This is a genomic window from Marinobacter sp. MBR-99 (genome assembly GCF_040547575.1).
Classification (GTDB): domain Bacteria; phylum Pseudomonadota; class Gammaproteobacteria; order Pseudomonadales; family Oleiphilaceae; genus Marinobacter.
The window spans coordinates 1-16,779 of the sequence record NZ_JBEPPY010000017.1 but is presented as its reverse complement, the minus strand read 5'-3'; the positions used below and the strand labels follow the sequence as shown (position 1 = coordinate 16,779).

Sequence of the window (16,779 nt, the reverse complement as noted above, 5' to 3'; positions counted from 1 at the left end):
GGCCAGCATTCCATGGAAAAGTTATTGACGTTGTGGACAGGTAGTGGCCTGTTCAACATAGAGCCGGGCCAGGTGGTGATGATCATCGTCGGCCTCGTGCTTCTCTATCTTGCGATCAACAAGAAGTTTGAGCCGCTGCTGCTGGTACCCATCGGGTTCGGTGGCATTCTGGCGAATATTCCGGAGGCAGGGCTTGCCCTGTCTGCGGCCGAGAACGCCATCCATTTCGCGAAGCCTGAGGTGTATGCGGCTTTGGCGAGCACTCTGGATGTGGCCTATCAGGCTGGCCAGACAGTCACGCCCGAGGTGAAGTCGGCCTTCAAGGAAGCCTATGAATCGGCAGGCTACGGCACGGTGAGCGCTGCGAACTCCATCGCTCAAAGTCTTGGTTACAGCCACGGCATGCTGCACAGCTTCTACATGGTAATTATCGGTTCTACCGTCGGCCCGCTGCTGATCTTCATGGGCGTTGGCGCGATGACCGATTTCGGCCCGCTGCTGGCTAACCCGAAGACACTGCTGCTTGGCGCTGCTGCGCAGTTCGGTATCTTTGGTACCGTGATTGGTGCAGCGCTGCTGGACTGGACCGGTGTTCTTGAGTTCACCATTCTTGAGGCTGCGGCTATTGGTATTATCGGTGGCGCGGATGGGCCGACGTCTATCTACGTATCAAGCGTTCTGGCTCCGCATCTGCTGGGTGCCATCGCGGTCTCCGCCTACGCCTACATGGCGCTGGTGCCGATGATTCAGCCGCCGATCATGAAGGCTTTGACTACTCAGAAAGAGCGCGCCATCAAGATGTCGCAGCTGCGCCCGGTGAGCAAGAAAGAGAAAATCATCTTTCCGATCGTGGTACTGATCGCGGTGGTTCTGTTCCTGCCGGATGCGGCTCCGCTGCTGGGTATGTTCTGCTTTGGCAACCTGATGCGTGAGTGTGGCGTGGTTGAGCGTTTGAGCGACACTGCCCAGAACGCGCTGATCAACATTGTGACCATCTTCCTGGGTCTGTCTGTCGGCGCCAAGCTGGTGGCAGACAAGTTCCTGGATGGCCAGACTCTGGGTATCCTGGTGCTGGGCATGGTGGCCTTTGCGGTTGGTACAGCGGCCGGTATCCTGATGGCCAAGTTGATGAACAAGGTGACCAAGGAAGCGATCAACCCGTTGATTGGTTCTGCCGGGGTGTCTGCGGTGCCGATGGCGGCGCGGGTATCCAACAAGGTTGGCCTGGAGGCGAACCCGCAGAACTTCCTGCTGATGCACGCGATGGGCCCGAACGTGGCTGGTGTTATCGGCTCTGCGGTGGCAGCGGGTGTGATGATCAAGCTGCTTGGCTGATTGTTGTTCACTGCTGTATTGAGAGAACCCTGCTTCGGCGGGGTTTTCTTTTTTTTAGCTTTGGAGTTTGTGTCTAGTAGCCTGAGAGTTTTGGGGGCGGCACCAGTGTGGGACTGCTTTCCAAAAAACGCTACGAGCACATCCATGTGCGCTTCGCTCCGGCCATCCATGGCCTCCGAGATTTTTGGAAAGCAGTCCCACACTGGTGCTTTGCACTTAGGAGAAATATCTTTCAAATTTAGTGAAAATCTCTGGAGCTGACTGGCAACGCGTTAATCAGGTGACTAAGGTCAGACAGTTTTCCTGCCATGATATGAACGATATCCCCCTCTTTTTCGATAATCCCCTTTACGTGTAACAACCGGGCGGTGAGTAACGGTTTGCGTTGGCGGCGGGCGGTGTCTAGCCAGACGACGACGTTGACGTTGCCGGTTTCGTCCTCGAGGGTGACGAAGGTGACGCCGGAGGCGGTGCCGGGGCGTTGGCGGCCGGTGACCAGGCCGGCTACTTGTACGGGGATGCCGGGGCGGGTGGTTTTGAGTTGGTCGGCGGTGAGGCAGTAGCGCAGGTGGCCTTGTTCGCGGAGCAGGGCGAGGGGGTGTCTTTGTAGTGTTAAGCCTTGGCTGCTGTAGTCGGCCAGTACGTTCTGGCCTTCGGTGGGCGCGGGGAGCAGGTGGCAGGGCTCCGGGGTGTAATCGGCCATGGTGTCGTTGGCGAAGAGTTCTGCCGGTTCTTCGTGTTCGAGTAACTGCCAGTAAGCCTGGTGGCGGTTGCTGGTGAAGCTGGGCATGGCGTTGGCGCCGGCGAGGAGTTCCATGTCGCGCTGGTTGAGGCCGGCGCGGGTGCGCAGTTCGGCGGCGCTTTGGTAGCCGTTTGCGGGGCGGTTCTGGTGGATGCGTTCGGCACCGCTGGAAGACAGGCCCTGTATGATTCTGAGGCCGAGGCGCAGGTGTTTTTCCTTGCCTTGCAGGGTATGTTCCCAGGCGCTGTGGTTCACATCCGGTGGCAGCACGGTTACCTGGTGGCGCTGGGCATCCTGTACCAACTGGCTTGGGGTGTAGAACCCCATGGGCTGGCTGTTGAGTAGGGCGCAGTAGAAGGCGGCTGGGTGGTGGCGTTTGATCCAGGCGGAGACGTACACCAGCAAGGCGAAGCTGGCGGCATGGGATTCCGGAAAGCCGTAGCCGCCGAAACCGCAGATTTGCTGGTATAACCGCTCGGCAAAATCCGGGTCGTGCCCCCGTTCCAGCATGCCGCTGATCAGTTTGTCCCGGAACGGGGTGAGGTCGCCGTGGGATTTCCAGGCGGCCATGGCGCGGCGCAGTTTATCGGCTTCGCCGGCACTGAAGCCTGCCGCCACCATGGCCAGTTTGATCACCTGTTCCTGAAAGATCGGCACGCCAAGGGTACGTTCCAGTACCTGGCGGACGGCGTCGTTCGGGTAGTCCACCGCTTCCAGGCCGTGTTTTCGGCGTAGGTAGGGGTGCACCATGTCGCCCTGAATAGGGCCGGGGCGGACGATGGCTACTTCGATCACCAGGTCGTAATAGGTCTCTGGTTTCAGGCGAGGGAGCATGTTGATCTGGGCCCGGGACTCCACCTGGAACACGCCGATGCTATCGCCTTGTTGCAGCATGGCGTAGGTGGCCGGATCTTCCTGGGGAACATCCTGCATGGTGAAGGTTTGGCCCTTTTCCTCGCTGATTAACTCAAGCGCCTTGCGGATGGCGGTGAGCATGCCCAGGGCCAGTACATCCACCTTCATTAACCCCAGACTTTCCAGGTCGTCTTTGTCCCACTGAATCACGGTGCGGCCTTCCATGGCGGCATTTTCCACCGGCACCAGTTCAGCCAATGGTCCGGCACTGATCACAAAGCCGCCCACATGCTGGGACAGATGCCGGGGGAAACCCAGTATCGTGTTGACCAGGGTGAAGAACTGATCTGCCACTTTCGGGTTTCGGGTGAGCCCCTTGTCCAGGATCTGCTGGCGCCAGTTGCTGGCCTTGTCGCGCCAGTCGATGCCATCCAGCAGTTTTTCCACCAGTGCGGCGTCGAAGTCCAGTGCCTTACCGACATCGCGGATGGCGCTGCGGGGCCGATAGCGAATAACCGTCGCTGCCAGGGCCGCCCGTTCCCGCCCATAGCGTTGGTATATGTACTGGATAACTTCTTCCCTGCGCTGGTGTTCGAAGTCCACATCGATATCCGGCGGTTCGTCCCGGTCTTTCGAGATGAAACGCTCGAACAGCAGCTCGACCTTGGCGGGGTTCACTTCGGTGATGCCCAGGCAGTAACAGACGGCTGAGTTGGCGGCCGATCCTCGCCCCTGGCATAAAATACCTCGGCTGCGGGCAAAGGCCACGATGTCGTGGATGGTAAGGAAATAGTGCTCGTAGTTGAGCTCCGAGATCAGCCCCAGCTCTTTACGGATTAATGCCTGCACCTTCATAGGCGTGCCCTCAGGGTAGCGGCGGCGTTCGCCTTCACGGGTCAGGCGTTTGAGGTAGGCCGCCGGGGTTTCGCCCTTCGGTACAAGGTCAGGCGGGTATTCATAGCGCAGGCTGCCGGGCTCGAAACGGCAGCTGTTGGCAATGTTTAGGGTTTCCTGAAGCCAGGCCTGGGGGAACAGGCGTTGCAGTACCGGGAGCGGCCGCAGGTAACGCTCGCCGTTCTGGAACAGGCAGTGGCCAGCGTTTTCGACCGTGGAGTGATGGCGCAGGGCAGTGAGTACATCTTGCAGGGGCTGGCGCTCCCTGGCGTGCATGTGTACTTCGCCGGTTGCGGCAATGGCAAGTTTGAGCTGATCGGCCAGCTTGCGTACACGAGCCAGCTGTTGCTCTTCGCCCGCTTCCAGGGTGCGGGTGGCGCCAATGCGCAGGCGTTGCTCAAACAACCGTTGCAACCACTCACCACAAGCCAGGGCCTGTTCGTAGCTGGCCCCTGCCGTGGCAGGTGGTAGCCACAGGCACAGGCAGTGATCCAGCTCGTGGGTTTCGATATCCCGGGCAAACAGCTGGTATTGGCCTTTCTCAGCCCGGCGCCGGCCGGTGGTGATCAACTGGCACAGCTGGCCGTAGCCCTTGCGGGACTGGGCCAGCAGGATGAAGTGGGGCGTAGCCGCACCGGCTGGGGCATCTTCCAGCTCAAACCAGCTGCCGGTAATCAGCTTTACCGGGCTGTCTTTCAGAGCAGCCCAGGCTCTGGGAATGCCGGCAACGGAGCAGGCATCGGTGATGGCGATAGCGTTGTAGCCCAGCTCCAGGGCACGTTCGGCCAGCTCGTGGGGGTGTGAAGCCCCGGTCAGAAAAGTGAAATTGCTGAAGCAGAACAACTCTGCGTAGCCGGTAGTCATCAGCCAAACCATCCGTGTATGAACCAGCCACCCTGAACGTCCCGGAACACCCAGGCCAGTTCGCCGCCCGGCAACTGGGCGATGTAGTAATCCCGGTGAACCCGCTGGCCATCCCACCAGCCACCGCTGATGCGCTCCGGGCCGGAATGCCAGGTCTCCGGGGGCTGAGCCAGAGGCCGGGGAGCCTTCAGGAGCCACAAGGGGCGTCGGGGCAGGGTCACTGAAGCCTGTGGCCGGGGTTTACCGGGTTTGCCTGGATTGCTGGCAGACCAGGCACACTCGGGCCGGTGATCAGCCCTGGCCGCAAGCCGTTTCAGGGACTGTTCGCCCAGGCGTGCCTGCAGGCGGCTGATCAGCGTGTGCCAGGCTTCGTCCAGGTCTTCCGTTTCGCCCAACAGATCCCGGCCTACGGGGGCTTCCCGGCCGGTGAAGCGTTTGACTGCCAGAATCAGGCCGGTGACGGGTGCGCTCAGGGGGTGTTGGTCCAGCTTCAGGCGTATCAGTTTCAGAAACATCTCGGCCCGGTGTTCTGGCCCGGTGGTGCGAATGCGTAAACGGGTGGCTTGCTGATGCCGGTGTTGCAGAATCAGTAACAGGGTATCCGTGTCTTGCTGGCGCCAGCACAGGTCTTCTTCCAGTTCTGACAGAATCCGCTGTAGTGAGAACAGCAGCCCCTCGGTGTGCTCCACTTCGTGAATGAAGTCGGCTTTTTGCCGGAAGCTGTAGGGGGGTTGCCAGGGGGCTTTTGGGTCTGGCCGGGTACCCTGGATTTTCTGGACCATGGCCAGCAGTTCTGGTGACAGTCGCCGGGCCAGCTCTGTGGGGGGCAGGGCAAACACTTCTGCCAGGGTGTTCAGCCCCAGGCGTTGTAAACGGGTGCAGGATTTTTCATCAAACCCTGCGGCTGGCAAGGGCAGGCTTCCCACCGTTGTAAGAATGTGGCGTTTGTCTGCCGTGCATTCCCCTTTGCCGGCCCGGGCCAGTAATTGTGCGGCCAGGGGCGTATGGCCAATGGCGACCCAGGCGTTCAGTTTACGTTCGGCCAGCGCCTGCTCCACGGTTTGCCAGATAGAAGGCAAACCGCCATACAGTTTCTGCAGGCTGCTGACTTCTGCCCAGATACCGTCTGGCGGTGAGAGGGTAATGTGTGCTGCATAGCGATATAGCCAGCGCGCCTGGTCTTCCAAAAGCCAGGCTTCCTGCCTGGCTTCGGTACGCATGATACTCAGTTCTGGTGCCAGGCCCAGGGCAGTCTTCAGGCGCATACCGGCTTCAATACCAAGATCCCTGGCGTTTGGGCAGGCCTGAACCACGGTATGCCCGGCACCGTCCACAATCGCCAGGGCTCCTGTGGATGGCTGATTCCGGTGGATGTGGTCAAGCAGCAAATGCGGGAAGTGCAGGTAAAGCCAGAGCATGCAGCTTACCCTTGCGAGCGGGGCCATGGCCCCTGAACCACACGGGATGAATCCTGAGTGGTGATGTCTGCCCGGTGCCCTAACGCCAGGGAACAACGCTGGCCAGGCCAGCTGCCACGGCGCTTGATGATGTTTACTTTGAGGTCCTGGTGATCCCCTGGCACCAGTTCCAGGCGCAAAGCCGCAGGTGAGTTTTGATCCGCCTGCCGGCGGCTACGGAACAGCACGCACACATTGCAGCCGGCTTCTGATGCCAGCTGTAGCCGCCGGATATCCCGGCTGGCAAGCTTGCCAGGCCAGGCGAGCACCAACCCGGTTACCGGTGAACGCAGGCAGTTTTCAAGTGTCCACAGGAAATCGCCCTGATCGTCTGTGCTGATCACCACCAGATGGTCCAGATTCACGCCTTCCCGGGCCAGGGCAGGGGCATAGGGCGTGTGTGGCGGGTTCAGCCAGAAAACGGTCTTGCCCTGCTCAGACAAGCGCTGCATTAATGGCAAAACAAGGTGCAACTCACCAATGCCGAGGGCATCCAGCAGGCATTCGCTCAACGCGCCCCGGGGCCAACCCAGGCCACCCAGTTGATTATCCAGAACCTGATAGCCTGTCGGCTCTGCTGGCTGCGTAGTTTTTCTATGCTTGTGGCCCTGCCATACGCGGGCATCCTGCAGAAGACTGCTGAGAAGGTCACTCATGGGGAAATCTCTGAATACTGTTTATATATACAGTATTATTGTGAGGGCGGAATTTCAACTACCCACTTGATAAAACCGCTCACGCCACCCACGCTGGACACAGTAATCAGGAGAGGAGAAATAGCCATGACAAAACTAAGCCAACATGCCTGTGAAGCCTGCCGTTCAGACGCACCGAAAGTGACCGGCCAGGAGAAGCAGGAACTGCTGAGCGTGATCCCGGACTGGGAAGATGTGATGGTAGACGGCGAGGAGCAGCTACGCCGGGTCTTCACCTTCAAGAACTTTGTGGAAGCGCAAGCCTTCACCAACAAAGTGGCGGACCTGGCGGAAGCTGAAAACCATCACCCCGCGATTTTGCTGGAGTGGGGCAAAGCCACCGTGCGCTGGTGGACCCACAAAATCGGCGGTTTGCACAAAAATGATTTCATCATGGCCGCCAGAACAGACGAGCTTTATTAAAAGGCTTCGTCTACCGGGCTGCGCACACCAAAGCCGCCTTTGCGGACAACATGGGTGTAGATTTCGGTGGTACGGACATCGGAATGGCCGAGTAGCTTTTGAATGGTGCGTAAATCGTAGCCCGCTTCCAGGAGCCGCGTAGCAAAACTGTGCCTGAAGGTGTGGCTCCCGGCGGGCTTGTGAATGCCCGCAGCGCGAATGGCGATCTTGAAGTGCTTCTGTACCGTTCGGTCAAGCATGTGGTGGCGCCGCCGTATTCCAGAACGCGGATCAATAGAAAGATCCGGTGCCGGAAATACGTACTGCCAGTCTGGTTCCTGGCTGGCACTGGGGTATTTTCTTGCCAGGCCAGCCGGCATATACACCGAGCCACAGCCGCGGGCGATATCTACCTTGTGCTGCAGCAGGGCTGAGTGGATCTGCTTCTGGAGAGGCTCAATCAGCCGGTCTGGAAGCAGTGTGATTCTGTCTTTACCGCCTTTGCCTTCGCGGATAATTAACTGCTGCATCCCGAAATCAATGTCTTTTATCCGGAGCCGAAGCGCTTCACTTATCCGTAAACCAGAACCGTAAAGTAGCATGGCGATCAGTTTATAGTCGCCTTCCAGGTTGGCAATGACCCGCCGGGCCTCGTCCGGACTGAAGACAACGGGCAGCTTCTTGGGTTTTCTGGCTGCCTCATACTGAAGCTCTTCCAGGGGTGTACCCAGAAACTCCCGGTACAGGAAAATCAGGGCATTCAGTGCGACTCGCTGGGTAGCCACGCTGACATTTGCCTGCAGTACCAGATGTGACAAAAATGCCTCTACCTCCGCAGCGCCCATCGTTCCTGGGTGTTTTCGGCCATGGAACCGGATAAAGCGTTTAATCCAGAAAACGTAGGTTATCTCGGTTTTATAGGCCAGGCCCCGTAGCCGGATAAAGTTCCTGAGTTGATCAAGAAAGCGGGTAGATTGCGGTGAAATAGGGATGCGGATATCCATATCCTGAACTCTCTCTTTTTATGTATGGATATACAGTATATTGGTGTAGGGATTTGTCAATCCCTGATGGAGCCGTAGTTATACGAACGCGTTCGCAAAACTCCGGAAAAATGGATAGGAAATGTTTGTAACCTTCTGATATGGTTAGAAACTAGGATTTTTAGGGGTGGAGTTATACGCCCCTATGTTGGGGCTGGGGTGGCTCGAAAGAGGGCGTATAACTCCGGCGGTAGCCGTGGTGACTTCTGTTAACCTTCTGTTCTTGTTAGGAAAAGTATGAAATTTTGGGCGCGTTTTGGGTGGAGTTATACGAACGCGGGATATACGAACGTGTTCGTATAATTCACTGTTATGTGTAAGGGCGGTGAAGTGTTTCACCAATATGATGTTGTGCGAATTATAGCTCTCTATGAACAATTCAGAGGTCCGACTGTCTGGCTTGGGTCAGAGGCGCCTACTGTCGGTGACGAGGCCACAATAATCGACGTACATGAAAAGCCGTCACTTGCGTACGATTTGGAATCCGTCGCTTTGGATGGAAGTACCAAATGGGCGGCCACCTTCAAATCCGGAGATGCAGACCTTGAGCTGGTTAGCAAAATCACATAACCAGTGCAGGCACGCGACGCCTACTGCATTGCGGCTTTGCCTCCATTCCGTAGGCGCGCATGCTGCAAGCGTTAAAACGTAAATACAGGAGGTTACATGCAACGGATCGCATCACAAATTACTCTGGGGGTTAATCTGTTCTTCCTATCCTTGATCCCTAGCATTGCCCTTGCCGAAAACTCGGCCCCTGAAGACTATCTCGCCAATAAACCGCTGGTGTTGGAGGTTCGGTATTGTGAGTGTCAGGCCACAAAACCGGATAGCTTACCCTCTGATTTATTGCCAAGTTTTCTGGAGGAATCGGGATTTTTAAGGGTTAGCGTATCGATCAAGGATAAAGGCTTTGCCTCTTCCAGTGAGTTGTCCATAGGTTATGAACTCAAGCCAATCATGGGCTCGTCCGACCAATTTCAGTTCAACTATGCTGGCAATTACACTACAAGCAATGGGAGCAGTGCTGGTAACGGGGAGTTGCTGTTGGTTCAGGGGCAGTGGGTCAACCTTTTCGGCTCACAGCATGAGAATGAAACTGGATCGCAACACAACAACGTTGCGGTGCGGTTGGCTAAACCCGGTGGTTCCTGATGGTAGGTTTTAACCAGTGCAGGCACGGCGACGCCTACTACATTGCGCCTTCGGCTCCATTCCGCAGGCGCGCATGCTGCAGGCGTTATTGGCCCGGCATTCGTGAGTTTTTGGCAGGTGGGGTGCAAAGGCCTTGGCACCGGGATTGGTTGTAAGCCCGCTCACTCTGGTGATCGCCAAGGCCGGAAAATGCGCTGTCTGGTTTGGTTGCCACAATGGCCAGCAGTGTTGGTATTCATGACGTGCCCCAGTCGTGGGGCCGTCCGTCTCAAATGGTAATCGGTCGGGTAGCGTTTGCGTTCTGGTTCCTTTCTCCATCCGTCGAGTTGGTGCAAGCTTTCCGGGAGAGGGCATGCGGTCTGGGTTTCCAGGCTCAACCACGGTGGTGAACGGCCATTAACCAGGCGGTCAACCGGACGCCAAAAGCGTACCGCTTTGGGTTCCCTCCGCTGCGCTTCGGCGCCGGTTACCTCAGCGTTATGCGCTTGCAGTCTGGCCGGTTATCTCAGTCATGTAGTCAAAACGAATAGACTCTTCAGGAGAATACATGAACATCACTACTTCGATTTGGTTTTTCATCGTACCTTTTGCAATTGCAGCCGCGATCCCTGGCCCCGCACAAGGTGTGTTGATCTGTCAGGTTCTCTCGCGGGGCGGGCGCGCCAGTGTTTCTTTCATCGTCGGCATGGTGCTGGGAAATGCTGTTTGGTTGGTTGTTGCGATGCTCGGGCTTGCCGCGCTAGCTTTACGCTTTGAGGCTGTTTTTATCACGGTAAAATGGCTCGGCATTGCCTACATTTTGTTCGTCGCTTGGAAGCTCTGGACTCGGGACACCTTGCGGGGACAGCTCACATCCGCGTCCGCGTTTTCCGTTGGGCGCGGCATCCTGGCCGGATCATTCCTGACGCTCAGCAATCCCAAGGCGGTGATCTTCTTTGGGGCTGTGCTGCCCCACGCCTTCGACATGACGGCACTGTCGCTGTCTGAGGTCGGGCTGATCCTAGCTTTGGGACTCGGGATCGACCTTGCGGTCCAATTCGCTTATCTGGCGGCGGCTTTAAAGGTTCGTCGTGCAGCTAGCTCCCCGAAGGTGATGAAGCGGGTGAATAGAACCTCTGCCGGCTTGATGGCTGGTTGTGCGGGCTGGCTGGCGCTCTCCCGGTAGGTTGCATAACTCCTCGGTTCTGATGCAAAAGTTACCGGGAAAGACAGTGATGGCGCATAATTCAGTCGTTATGCATAGGGGGGTAAGTGCATGGTCATCGAGCTACCAACGCCCGAATTACAAGGCTCTGAGCCATTGGTTGAGTGTATTGAGTCTCGGCGCAGCGTAAGAGAATATACGCAGGCACCGCTACCTTTAGGTGTTTTGTCCCAATTGCTTTGGTCGGCCCAAGGCGTAACCGGTGCCGATCAAAAAAGATCAACTCCATCAGCAGGTGGGTTATACCCGCTGTATCTACAAATTGTGGTGCAGCGGGTATCGGAACTTGAGCCCGGTACCTATGAGTATAAGGCTGAAAGCCATTCGCTGGAGCTAGTCGGTAGCTGTATTCCGGAAGGGGCGATGCACGAGCTAGGGATTGGCGATCAACCATGGTTGAAAGAGGCAGCTATCGTCATCGGGGTTTCAGCGAAACTCGGAGTTGCGGTTCGGCACTTTGAATCTCAGCCACCCGAGGGAGAGCGAGGTGCTCGCTATGTATATATGGAAACTGGGGCTTTAGCACAAAATGTTCATCTCCAGAGTACGGCTCTCGGACTTGGTTGTGTTCTGGTGGCAGGGTTTGATGATGCAAGGGTCAAGGAAGCATTGAGGTTACCCTCAAACTTGGAACCAACTGCACTGCTGTGTATCGGGCAACGGCGGGAGATTTAACAGTGCATAACAATACGCGTCACGCGGATGTCCTTTACGCCGCTTCGCTCTGTAAAGGCCACCGGTGCGCTCAGCGTTATTGGCCCGGCATTCGTGAGTTTTTAGCAGGTGGGGTGCAAAGGCCTTGGCACCGGGATTGGTTGCAAGCCCGCTCACTCTGGTGATCGCCAAGGCCGGAAAGTTCGCTGTCTGGTTTGGTTGCCACAATGGCCAGCGGTGTTTGGTATTCATGGTGTGCCCCAGTCGTGGGGCCGTCCGTCTTAAACGGTAATCGGGCCGGTAGCCTTTGCGTTCTGGTTCCTTTCGCCATCCGTCGAGTTGGTGCAAGTTGTCCGGGAGAGGGCATGCGGCCTTTGATTCCAGACTCAACCACGGTGGTGAACGGCCATTAACCAGGCGGTCAACCGGACGCCAAAAGCGTACCGCTTTTGGTTCCCTCCGCTATCGCTCCGGCGCCGGTTACCTCAGCGTTAGGCCCACAAGGAGATAGCGATGTTTGGGTGGTTGAAGAAAAACAAGACGGGTCCAGATTACTCTGGCGTCGATTCAAGAGAGAAAGCTGAGGCGCTAGTCCAGAAGGGAGAGCTTCAAAAGCTACTGCTTCTACCTTTCGAATTCGGTGGCGAAGATGTCCCACCGAACGTCGTGTATGTGCCAGCTTTCGCAGTTGAACTTAAAGCGAGTACCGATCAAAACGTCATTTTACCTCTTGCCCAGGAGGGTAAGGTAACTCGTTACAACGCAGCTCCAGAGTATGAGGGTAATAGTTTTATCCCAGCGGCAATCAACATCGAGGCTAGCGACCCCGGCTCCTTTACGTACAGAGTAGCAATTTGGGGCAAGGCGCTGAGTGAGTCCAATGCAACGGCCTAACCAAACGGTCAACCGGACGCCAAAAGCGAGGCGCTTTTGGTTCCCTCCGCTGGCGCTCCGGCGCCGGTTACCTCAGCGTTATGCACTAAAACTGACAAGGATCGTGAGTTGCGAGTAAAAGTATCAACTACCTTTAGTTCATCCGCCGACAAGGTTTGGGCTCTGGTCAGAAAGAGCGACACTTTGTTATTCGTCACACGTGGATTTCTTGGGTTTTCGGGGTCACACCGGTTTCCGACGGAGTGGCGAGAGGGCTCCACTGAAAATACTCGTCTGATGTTCTTCGGGCTCATTCCAGCGTGGAAGCACTCAATAACCTTCCAAGAGATCGACGACAGTAGGCGGGTGCTTTTTACCAAGGAGGGCGGTGGCTTGGTTCCGGTATGGAATCACCTCATTCAAGTAACTCCTGAGCAAAATGAAACCTGCAGCTACACTGATGATGTGGAGGTCAAGGCGGGTGTCCTGACGCTTTTGGTGTGGCTGTATGCAAATATTTTTTACCGCTATCGGCAATTTCGGTGGCGTCTTCTCCTTCGGAGAACGCCTCAACATGCATAACAAGGCAATTAAATTCGTTCCGGCCCAATGGGCCTCCACCGGACGTCCCTGTCGGGCCGCCGTTTATTGCTGGCGTTATGGGTTTTAGAGGTGCTGCTCTACATCCATGCTGTTGTGGAGTATGCGGATCACAACAATCTTGGATTCAGTGCCGGTTCGGTAAAAAATGATGTGGCTACCTTGGCTAAACTTTTTGTACCCTGGTTTTATATCTTCTGCATCGCGGCCAATCTCCGGCTGTCGAGCAAGGAGCCTGAAAGCATCGTCAAGTTGCTTGAGGTATTTGTCGCGCTGACGTCTTCCCCACTTCTCAGTGGTAAAGCGGCCAATATCAATTACGTCTTTTCGGGCGGCAGAGGTGAGCAAGAATGGAGGCATTAGTGAGCTTCGTTATCCAGTTCTGCAATAACACCTTGAAGCGAATACTCTGCTATCCCGCTTTGCTCGCCTTCATCCAAGAGCCGCCGGAGTCTTTCAAGTTTACTCTCAGTCTCTTCAAGCAAGCGCAATCCTGCTCGTACCACTTCGCTTGCCGAGCCATAGCGGCCATTTTCAAGCTGTTCAGCAATGAACTCGTCAAAGTGGGGGCCAAGGGTAATGCTGGTGTTTCTGGCCATTGGGTGTCTCCTGTACCAAATATTGGTACATTCTGCCAAGATGCCCATAACAAGGCAAGGCAGCGGACGCAAAATGCGCGCCGCTGCTCGCAGCGTTAATGGCCTAGGCTGTCTTCATTTTTGGCGGGCTCAGTGCAAAGGCCTTGGCACCTGGTTTGGCTGCAAAGCCGCTTATGGTGATGATGGCCAAGGCCGGAAAAGTTGCTATCGGGGTTGGTTGCCAAAGCCACCAGCAGCATGGTTATTCATGGCGTGCCCTAGTCGCGGGGCCGTCCAGTTCAAACAGTAATCGGGTTGGTGCGGTTTGCGTTCTGGTTCCTTTCGCCATCCGTTGGGTTGGTGCAAGCTGTTCGGGAGAGGGCATGCAGCGCTGGGTGCCAAGGGAGACCTTGGTGGTGACCGGCCACTAACCAGGCGGTCAACCGGACGCCAAAAGCTTACAGCTTTTGGTTCCCTCCGCTGCGCTCCGGCGCCGGTTACCTCAGCGTTATGCATCATGGAGAGACCGGTGAAATATACCTGCCCTTGTTGCGGCTACAAGACTTTCGATGAGCCTGTCAAAGGTACATACGATATTTGTGAGCTCTGCGGCTGGGAAGATGATTTGGTGCAAAATGAAGACCCAGATTACGAAGGTGGCGCCAACGGGATCTGTCTTCGTGAGGCTCAGCATGAGTTCTTAAATGACACCCAAGATACCGAGGATTACTTAAAAGATCCCGGCTGGCAGTTATTGGAACCTCCATCAAAAGAGTCACGTTTAAGAAATTCAAAAACAGACTTTGTCGTTACAAAGAACGGCGAGGCCAAAAATGCATAACAAGTGCAGGCACGGCGACGCCCACTACATTGCGCCTTCGGCTCCATTCCATGGGCGCGCATGCTGCAGGCGTTAAACACAAGGGTTGATCATGGAGCTTGAGAAAGAAATCCAGCGGTATTCGAAGCTTAATGGTTACCCAATGGATGCGTATGAGCCGCTTGTTTGTTCTTGTGGTTGCCGGGAGCTTCAACTGTTTTCAGATGATGATGAGGGCGGGGCCTTCGGGATCTGTACTAAGTGCGAAGCTGAGATCGACATCGAAAACAGCAAAGGCTTCATGGAAGATACGGTTCAGAATCTCTGCCGATGTGACAATGACAGACTCGAATTGGGCGTAGGGAGGGCATATTACCCGGACACTAGCGATGCTAGGTGGGTCTACGTTGGTGCTCGATGCGGGAAATGTAATCTCCTTGGGGTTTACGTTGACTGGAAGGAGTCCTGAGGCAGTGTTTAACAAGTGGCTGTTGTCGGACGCACCTACGCTAGCGCTCCGGTGCGCCGCAAAGCCAAGGCGTTAGGCAAGAGGGGAAAGCATGCCAAAAACTCAGAAAACCGTCCCTCAAGAATTCTTTGATTATGCTAATCGGCTTAATGATCTTGATGATGAAGGTTTTGCCGAAGAGGTCATAAGTGCCGAGACGGTTATCGAATCTTTCCTGGATTCGATACACAGGAATAGTGGTGATCTGCCATCTCGGAATGAGCTGGCAAAAGCCTGCGTATGTCTCGCTTTTTCAACCCGGCAGCAGGATATTGTTGAGGGGTCTTGGGATATTGTCTGGAAGCTATCAAATGATGATGTCGGTGTCTCATTTTACGAAATTGCTTCGACAATCGAAGAAATGCATAAAGCGGCTGTCTTCTCTTGGGAGCATCTCGCCAAGCAAAATGTAGAACCGTCTGGTAATGATGACGTGCCGTTTTGACCAGGACTATTCCGGGTTGCTGCCTAACCAGTGCAGGCACGGCGACGCCCACTACATTGCGCCTTCGGCTCCATTCCGTGGACGCGCATGCTGCAAGCGTTATAAATCAGGGAGTAGCAGTCGATGGAATGGCGCAAGGACGATTACCTAATCACTGACGACACATCCAAGGTGCAACTAGATGTCGTCCACCGCTTGCTTACTGCAACCTATTGGGGTGGCCGCCGCCCCAGAGAAATTGTAGAGCGCATGGTTGCCGGCTCCATCTGCTTCAGTCTTTACCGTGGTCCCACACAGATTGGTTTTGGTCGGGCAGTCACCGATAGTGCTACGTTTACCTGGGTAGCGGATATTGTGGTTGAGCCCGAGTATCGGGGTACCGGCTTGGGGCAGTGGATCATGGAATGCTTGGTTACGCACCCGGCCATACAGGGGACTCAAATGGTGTTGCAAACCCGTGATGCTCAAGGGTTGTACGAGAAGTTCGGGTTCTCTGGAAACAGTGCTCTCATGAGCACCAAAGTCACTGATTTATAACAAGTCGCAGCAGTACGCGGCCGATGGCCGCCGGACGTCCTTTCCGTGGCTCCTTCGTCGCCACTCCAAGGCCGCCGCTGTGCTTCGGCGTTAGTGGCTATGGCTTCGGTCCTTTTGGGCTGCGGTGTGCCAGGGGCCTTGGTGCCGTGCTTGGTTGCCAAACCCGCGTAATTTGGTGAGCACCAAGGCCGTCAGAATCCGTGTTCGGTTTGGTTGCATCAGCAAGCAAGAGTCTTGGCGGGAAATTCAGTGCTCACCGTTTGGGGCCGTCCGCCGAAAATTGGGTCTGGATCTGCTACCTTTGGGTTCAGGTTCATTCACCGCATCATTGGCGGTGTTTCAAACAGAGTGCATCGGCTCATGTCGGTGCCGGGTTACGGAGTAGGCCGTCAAGGTCAGTGCCAGGGAGCCGGCAGTGTCATTACCTGCCACTAACCAGTCGCTGTAGTACGCGGCCGATGGCCGCCGGACGCCCTTTCCATTGCGGCTTCGCCTCCATTACAAGGGCGCCGCTAAGCTTCGCGTTAAGTGTCAAAGGATTGATCGATGAAAGGTGAATGTCTCTGCGGAAACGTGAAGTTCGAAATTGAAGGGGAGATTCGAAACCTCTATCAATGTCATTGTTCGTTGTGCCGCAAAGCCACTGGAGCGGCAGCTAATGCTGCTACGTTTGTGCAGGCCGCTGCTTTTCGCTGGGTGTCGGGCGAGAGTGAGATTAGGTCCTACAACAAGCCCAGCGGTTTCCGAAGCGATTTTTGTTCGGTGTGTGGGAGTCCGGTTCCCAATAGCCTGAGAGACAGCGGAATGGTTTGGATTCCTGCCGGCTTGCTTGATGAACCAGTCGCTTCGAGGATATCTGTTCATCTCCATACAATGTCTGCTGCCGCTTGGGAGCAAGAGTCTGCCGAGTGTGTTCGACTGGACGGTGGGCCTGACAGCCTGGAATCACTTAACAAGTTGTTGTAGTTCGTTCCGGCCTACGGCCTCCACCGGACGCCCCTGTCGGGGCGCCGCTAAACAAAAGCGTTGAGGCTGTAGAAAAACCCCGAAATCCCTCTCGGTTTTGGTAGCATCAGGCAAACGGACAAGGAGTGGTCAGATGCCCCGCTTCAAGCATT

At 55.9% G+C, this 16,779-nt stretch carries 17 protein-coding genes; 11 read left to right on the top strand and 6 right to left on the bottom strand.

Annotated elements, in window-relative coordinates; all coding sequences use genetic code 11:
- Positions 1 to 12 precede the first annotated feature (12 nt).
- Positions 13 to 1,335 (top strand): sodium ion-translocating decarboxylase subunit beta, encoded by a 1,323-nt coding sequence (locus ABIE59_RS14495; protein ID WP_354447989.1) that lies wholly within the window; start codon positions 13 to 15, stop codon positions 1,333 to 1,335.
- Between the two features lie 238 nt (positions 1,336 to 1,573).
- Here the strand turns inward: ABIE59_RS14495 and ABIE59_RS14490 are convergent, their stop codons facing one another.
- From ABIE59_RS14490 to imuA, 3 genes are read right to left on the bottom strand one after another with little or no spacing between them, the layout of a single operon-like run.
- Positions 1,574 to 4,690: an error-prone DNA polymerase gene (locus tag ABIE59_RS14490; RefSeq protein WP_354447987.1), complete on the bottom strand. Its 3,117-nt coding sequence runs from the start codon at positions 4,688 to 4,690 to the stop codon at positions 1,574 to 1,576.
- On the bottom strand, positions 4,690 to 6,108 hold the full coding sequence (locus ABIE59_RS14485; RefSeq protein ID WP_354447985.1) for a Y-family DNA polymerase: 1,419 nt from the start codon (positions 6,106 to 6,108) through the stop codon (positions 4,690 to 4,692). The genes ABIE59_RS14490 and ABIE59_RS14485 overlap by 1 nt, the downstream gene beginning before the upstream one ends.
- A gap of 5 nt (positions 6,109 to 6,113) precedes the next feature.
- Positions 6,114 to 6,803, bottom strand: coding sequence for a translesion DNA synthesis-associated protein ImuA (imuA, locus tag ABIE59_RS14480; protein WP_354447983.1), 690 nt, complete (start codon positions 6,801 to 6,803; stop codon positions 6,114 to 6,116).
- Positions 6,804 to 6,929: 126 nt separating this feature from the next.
- Between imuA and ABIE59_RS14475 the strand changes: the two genes are divergently transcribed.
- Positions 6,930 to 7,265, top strand: a complete 336-nt coding sequence (locus tag ABIE59_RS14475) for a 4a-hydroxytetrahydrobiopterin dehydratase (protein ID WP_061332708.1) — start codon at positions 6,930 to 6,932, stop codon at positions 7,263 to 7,265.
- Here ABIE59_RS14475 and ABIE59_RS14470 read toward each other — a convergent pair.
- Positions 7,262 to 8,248, bottom strand: a complete 987-nt coding sequence (locus tag ABIE59_RS14470; RefSeq protein WP_354447980.1) for an integron integrase — start codon at positions 8,246 to 8,248, stop codon at positions 7,262 to 7,264. The two genes, ABIE59_RS14475 and ABIE59_RS14470, sit on opposite strands and share 4 nt — an antisense overlap.
- A 705-nt stretch (positions 8,249 to 8,953) precedes the next feature.
- Between ABIE59_RS14470 and ABIE59_RS14465 the strand changes: the two genes are divergently transcribed.
- The 4 genes from ABIE59_RS14465 (at position 8,954) to ABIE59_RS14450 (ending at position 12,194) form a co-directional block, all read left to right on the top strand.
- Entirely contained in the window at positions 8,954 to 9,442 is a 489-nt protein-coding gene (locus tag ABIE59_RS14465) for a hypothetical protein (protein ID WP_354447979.1), read from the top strand.
- A gap of 547 nt (positions 9,443 to 9,989) precedes the next feature.
- Positions 9,990 to 10,607 carry a LysE family translocator gene (locus ABIE59_RS14460; protein ID WP_022993460.1) on the top strand — a complete coding sequence of 206 codons (618 nt, stop codon included), beginning with the start codon at positions 9,990 to 9,992 and terminating at the stop codon, positions 10,605 to 10,607.
- 90 nt (positions 10,608 to 10,697) lie between these two features.
- The gene (locus ABIE59_RS14455) at positions 10,698 to 11,321 is read left to right on the top strand and encodes a SagB/ThcOx family dehydrogenase (RefSeq protein ID WP_031211402.1); all 624 of its coding nucleotides are present in this window, start codon (positions 10,698 to 10,700) and stop codon (positions 11,319 to 11,321) included.
- A 492-nt stretch (positions 11,322 to 11,813) separates the two neighbouring features.
- The gene (locus ABIE59_RS14450) at positions 11,814 to 12,194 is read left to right on the top strand and encodes a hypothetical protein (RefSeq protein ID WP_354447977.1); all 381 of its coding nucleotides are present in this window, start codon (positions 11,814 to 11,816) and stop codon (positions 12,192 to 12,194) included.
- Positions 12,195 to 12,839: 645 nt separating this feature from the next.
- On the opposite strand, the gene ABIE59_RS14445 is transcribed toward ABIE59_RS14450, so the two are convergent.
- Positions 12,840 to 13,133 carry a type II toxin-antitoxin system RelE/ParE family toxin gene (locus ABIE59_RS14445; protein WP_354447975.1) on the bottom strand — a complete coding sequence of 98 codons (294 nt, stop codon included), beginning with the start codon at positions 13,131 to 13,133 and terminating at the stop codon, positions 12,840 to 12,842.
- Complete coding sequence (locus tag ABIE59_RS14440; RefSeq protein WP_354447973.1) at positions 13,133 to 13,372, bottom strand: type II toxin-antitoxin system ParD family antitoxin; 240 nt, start codon at positions 13,370 to 13,372, stop codon at positions 13,133 to 13,135. The genes ABIE59_RS14445 and ABIE59_RS14440 overlap by 1 nt, the downstream gene beginning before the upstream one ends.
- A gap of 508 nt (positions 13,373 to 13,880) precedes the next feature.
- Here ABIE59_RS14440 and ABIE59_RS14435 point away from each other — a divergent pair.
- The 5 genes from ABIE59_RS14435 to ABIE59_RS14415 all read left to right on the top strand — a co-directional run bounded on the left by ABIE59_RS14435 (position 13,881) and on the right by ABIE59_RS14415 (position 16,627).
- Entirely contained in the window at positions 13,881 to 14,192 is a 312-nt protein-coding gene (locus tag ABIE59_RS14435) for a CPCC family cysteine-rich protein (protein ID WP_354447971.1), read from the top strand.
- Positions 14,193 to 14,283: 91 nt separating this feature from the next.
- Positions 14,284 to 14,640: a hypothetical protein gene (locus ABIE59_RS14430; protein WP_354447969.1), complete on the top strand. Its 357-nt coding sequence runs from the start codon at positions 14,284 to 14,286 to the stop codon at positions 14,638 to 14,640.
- Between the two features lie 91 nt (positions 14,641 to 14,731).
- Complete coding sequence (locus tag ABIE59_RS14425; protein WP_354447967.1) at positions 14,732 to 15,124, top strand: hypothetical protein; 393 nt, start codon at positions 14,732 to 14,734, stop codon at positions 15,122 to 15,124.
- A 123-nt stretch (positions 15,125 to 15,247) separates the two neighbouring features.
- Entirely contained in the window at positions 15,248 to 15,661 is a 414-nt protein-coding gene (locus ABIE59_RS14420) for a GNAT family N-acetyltransferase (RefSeq protein WP_354447965.1), read from the top strand.
- 546 nt (positions 15,662 to 16,207) lie between these two features.
- Positions 16,208 to 16,627, top strand: coding sequence for a GFA family protein (locus tag ABIE59_RS14415; RefSeq protein WP_354447963.1), 420 nt, complete (start codon positions 16,208 to 16,210; stop codon positions 16,625 to 16,627).
- The last annotated feature ends 152 nt before the right edge of the window (positions 16,628 to 16,779 follow it).

Coding starts and splice junctions, on each gene's coding strand:
- ABIE59_RS14495 (WP_354447989.1), top strand. CDS start 13: ATGGAAAAGTTATTGACGTTGTGGACAGGTAGTGGCCTGTTCAACATA.
- ABIE59_RS14490 (WP_354447987.1), bottom strand. CDS start 4,690: ATGACTACCGGCTACGCAGAGTTGTTCTGCTTCAGCAATTTCACTTTT.
- ABIE59_RS14485 (WP_354447985.1), bottom strand. CDS start 6,108: ATGCTCTGGCTTTACCTGCACTTCCCGCATTTGCTGCTTGACCACATC.
- imuA (WP_354447983.1), bottom strand. CDS start 6,803: ATGAGTGACCTTCTCAGCAGTCTTCTGCAGGATGCCCGCGTATGGCAG.
- ABIE59_RS14475 (WP_061332708.1), top strand. CDS start 6,930: ATGACAAAACTAAGCCAACATGCCTGTGAAGCCTGCCGTTCAGACGCA.
- ABIE59_RS14470 (WP_354447980.1), bottom strand. CDS start 8,248: ATGGATATCCGCATCCCTATTTCACCGCAATCTACCCGCTTTCTTGAT.
- ABIE59_RS14465 (WP_354447979.1), top strand. CDS start 8,954: ATGCAACGGATCGCATCACAAATTACTCTGGGGGTTAATCTGTTCTTC.
- ABIE59_RS14460 (WP_022993460.1), top strand. CDS start 9,990: ATGAACATCACTACTTCGATTTGGTTTTTCATCGTACCTTTTGCAATT.
- ABIE59_RS14455 (WP_031211402.1), top strand. CDS start 10,698: ATGGTCATCGAGCTACCAACGCCCGAATTACAAGGCTCTGAGCCATTG.
- ABIE59_RS14450 (WP_354447977.1), top strand. CDS start 11,814: ATGTTTGGGTGGTTGAAGAAAAACAAGACGGGTCCAGATTACTCTGGC.
- ABIE59_RS14445 (WP_354447975.1), bottom strand. CDS start 13,133: ATGCCTCCATTCTTGCTCACCTCTGCCGCCCGAAAAGACGTAATTGAT.
- ABIE59_RS14440 (WP_354447973.1), bottom strand. CDS start 13,372: ATGGCCAGAAACACCAGCATTACCCTTGGCCCCCACTTTGACGAGTTC.
- ABIE59_RS14430 (WP_354447969.1), top strand. CDS start 14,284: ATGGAGCTTGAGAAAGAAATCCAGCGGTATTCGAAGCTTAATGGTTAC.
- ABIE59_RS14425 (WP_354447967.1), top strand. CDS start 14,732: ATGCCAAAAACTCAGAAAACCGTCCCTCAAGAATTCTTTGATTATGCT.
- ABIE59_RS14420 (WP_354447965.1), top strand. CDS start 15,248: ATGGAATGGCGCAAGGACGATTACCTAATCACTGACGACACATCCAAG.
- ABIE59_RS14415 (WP_354447963.1), top strand. CDS start 16,208: ATGAAAGGTGAATGTCTCTGCGGAAACGTGAAGTTCGAAATTGAAGGG.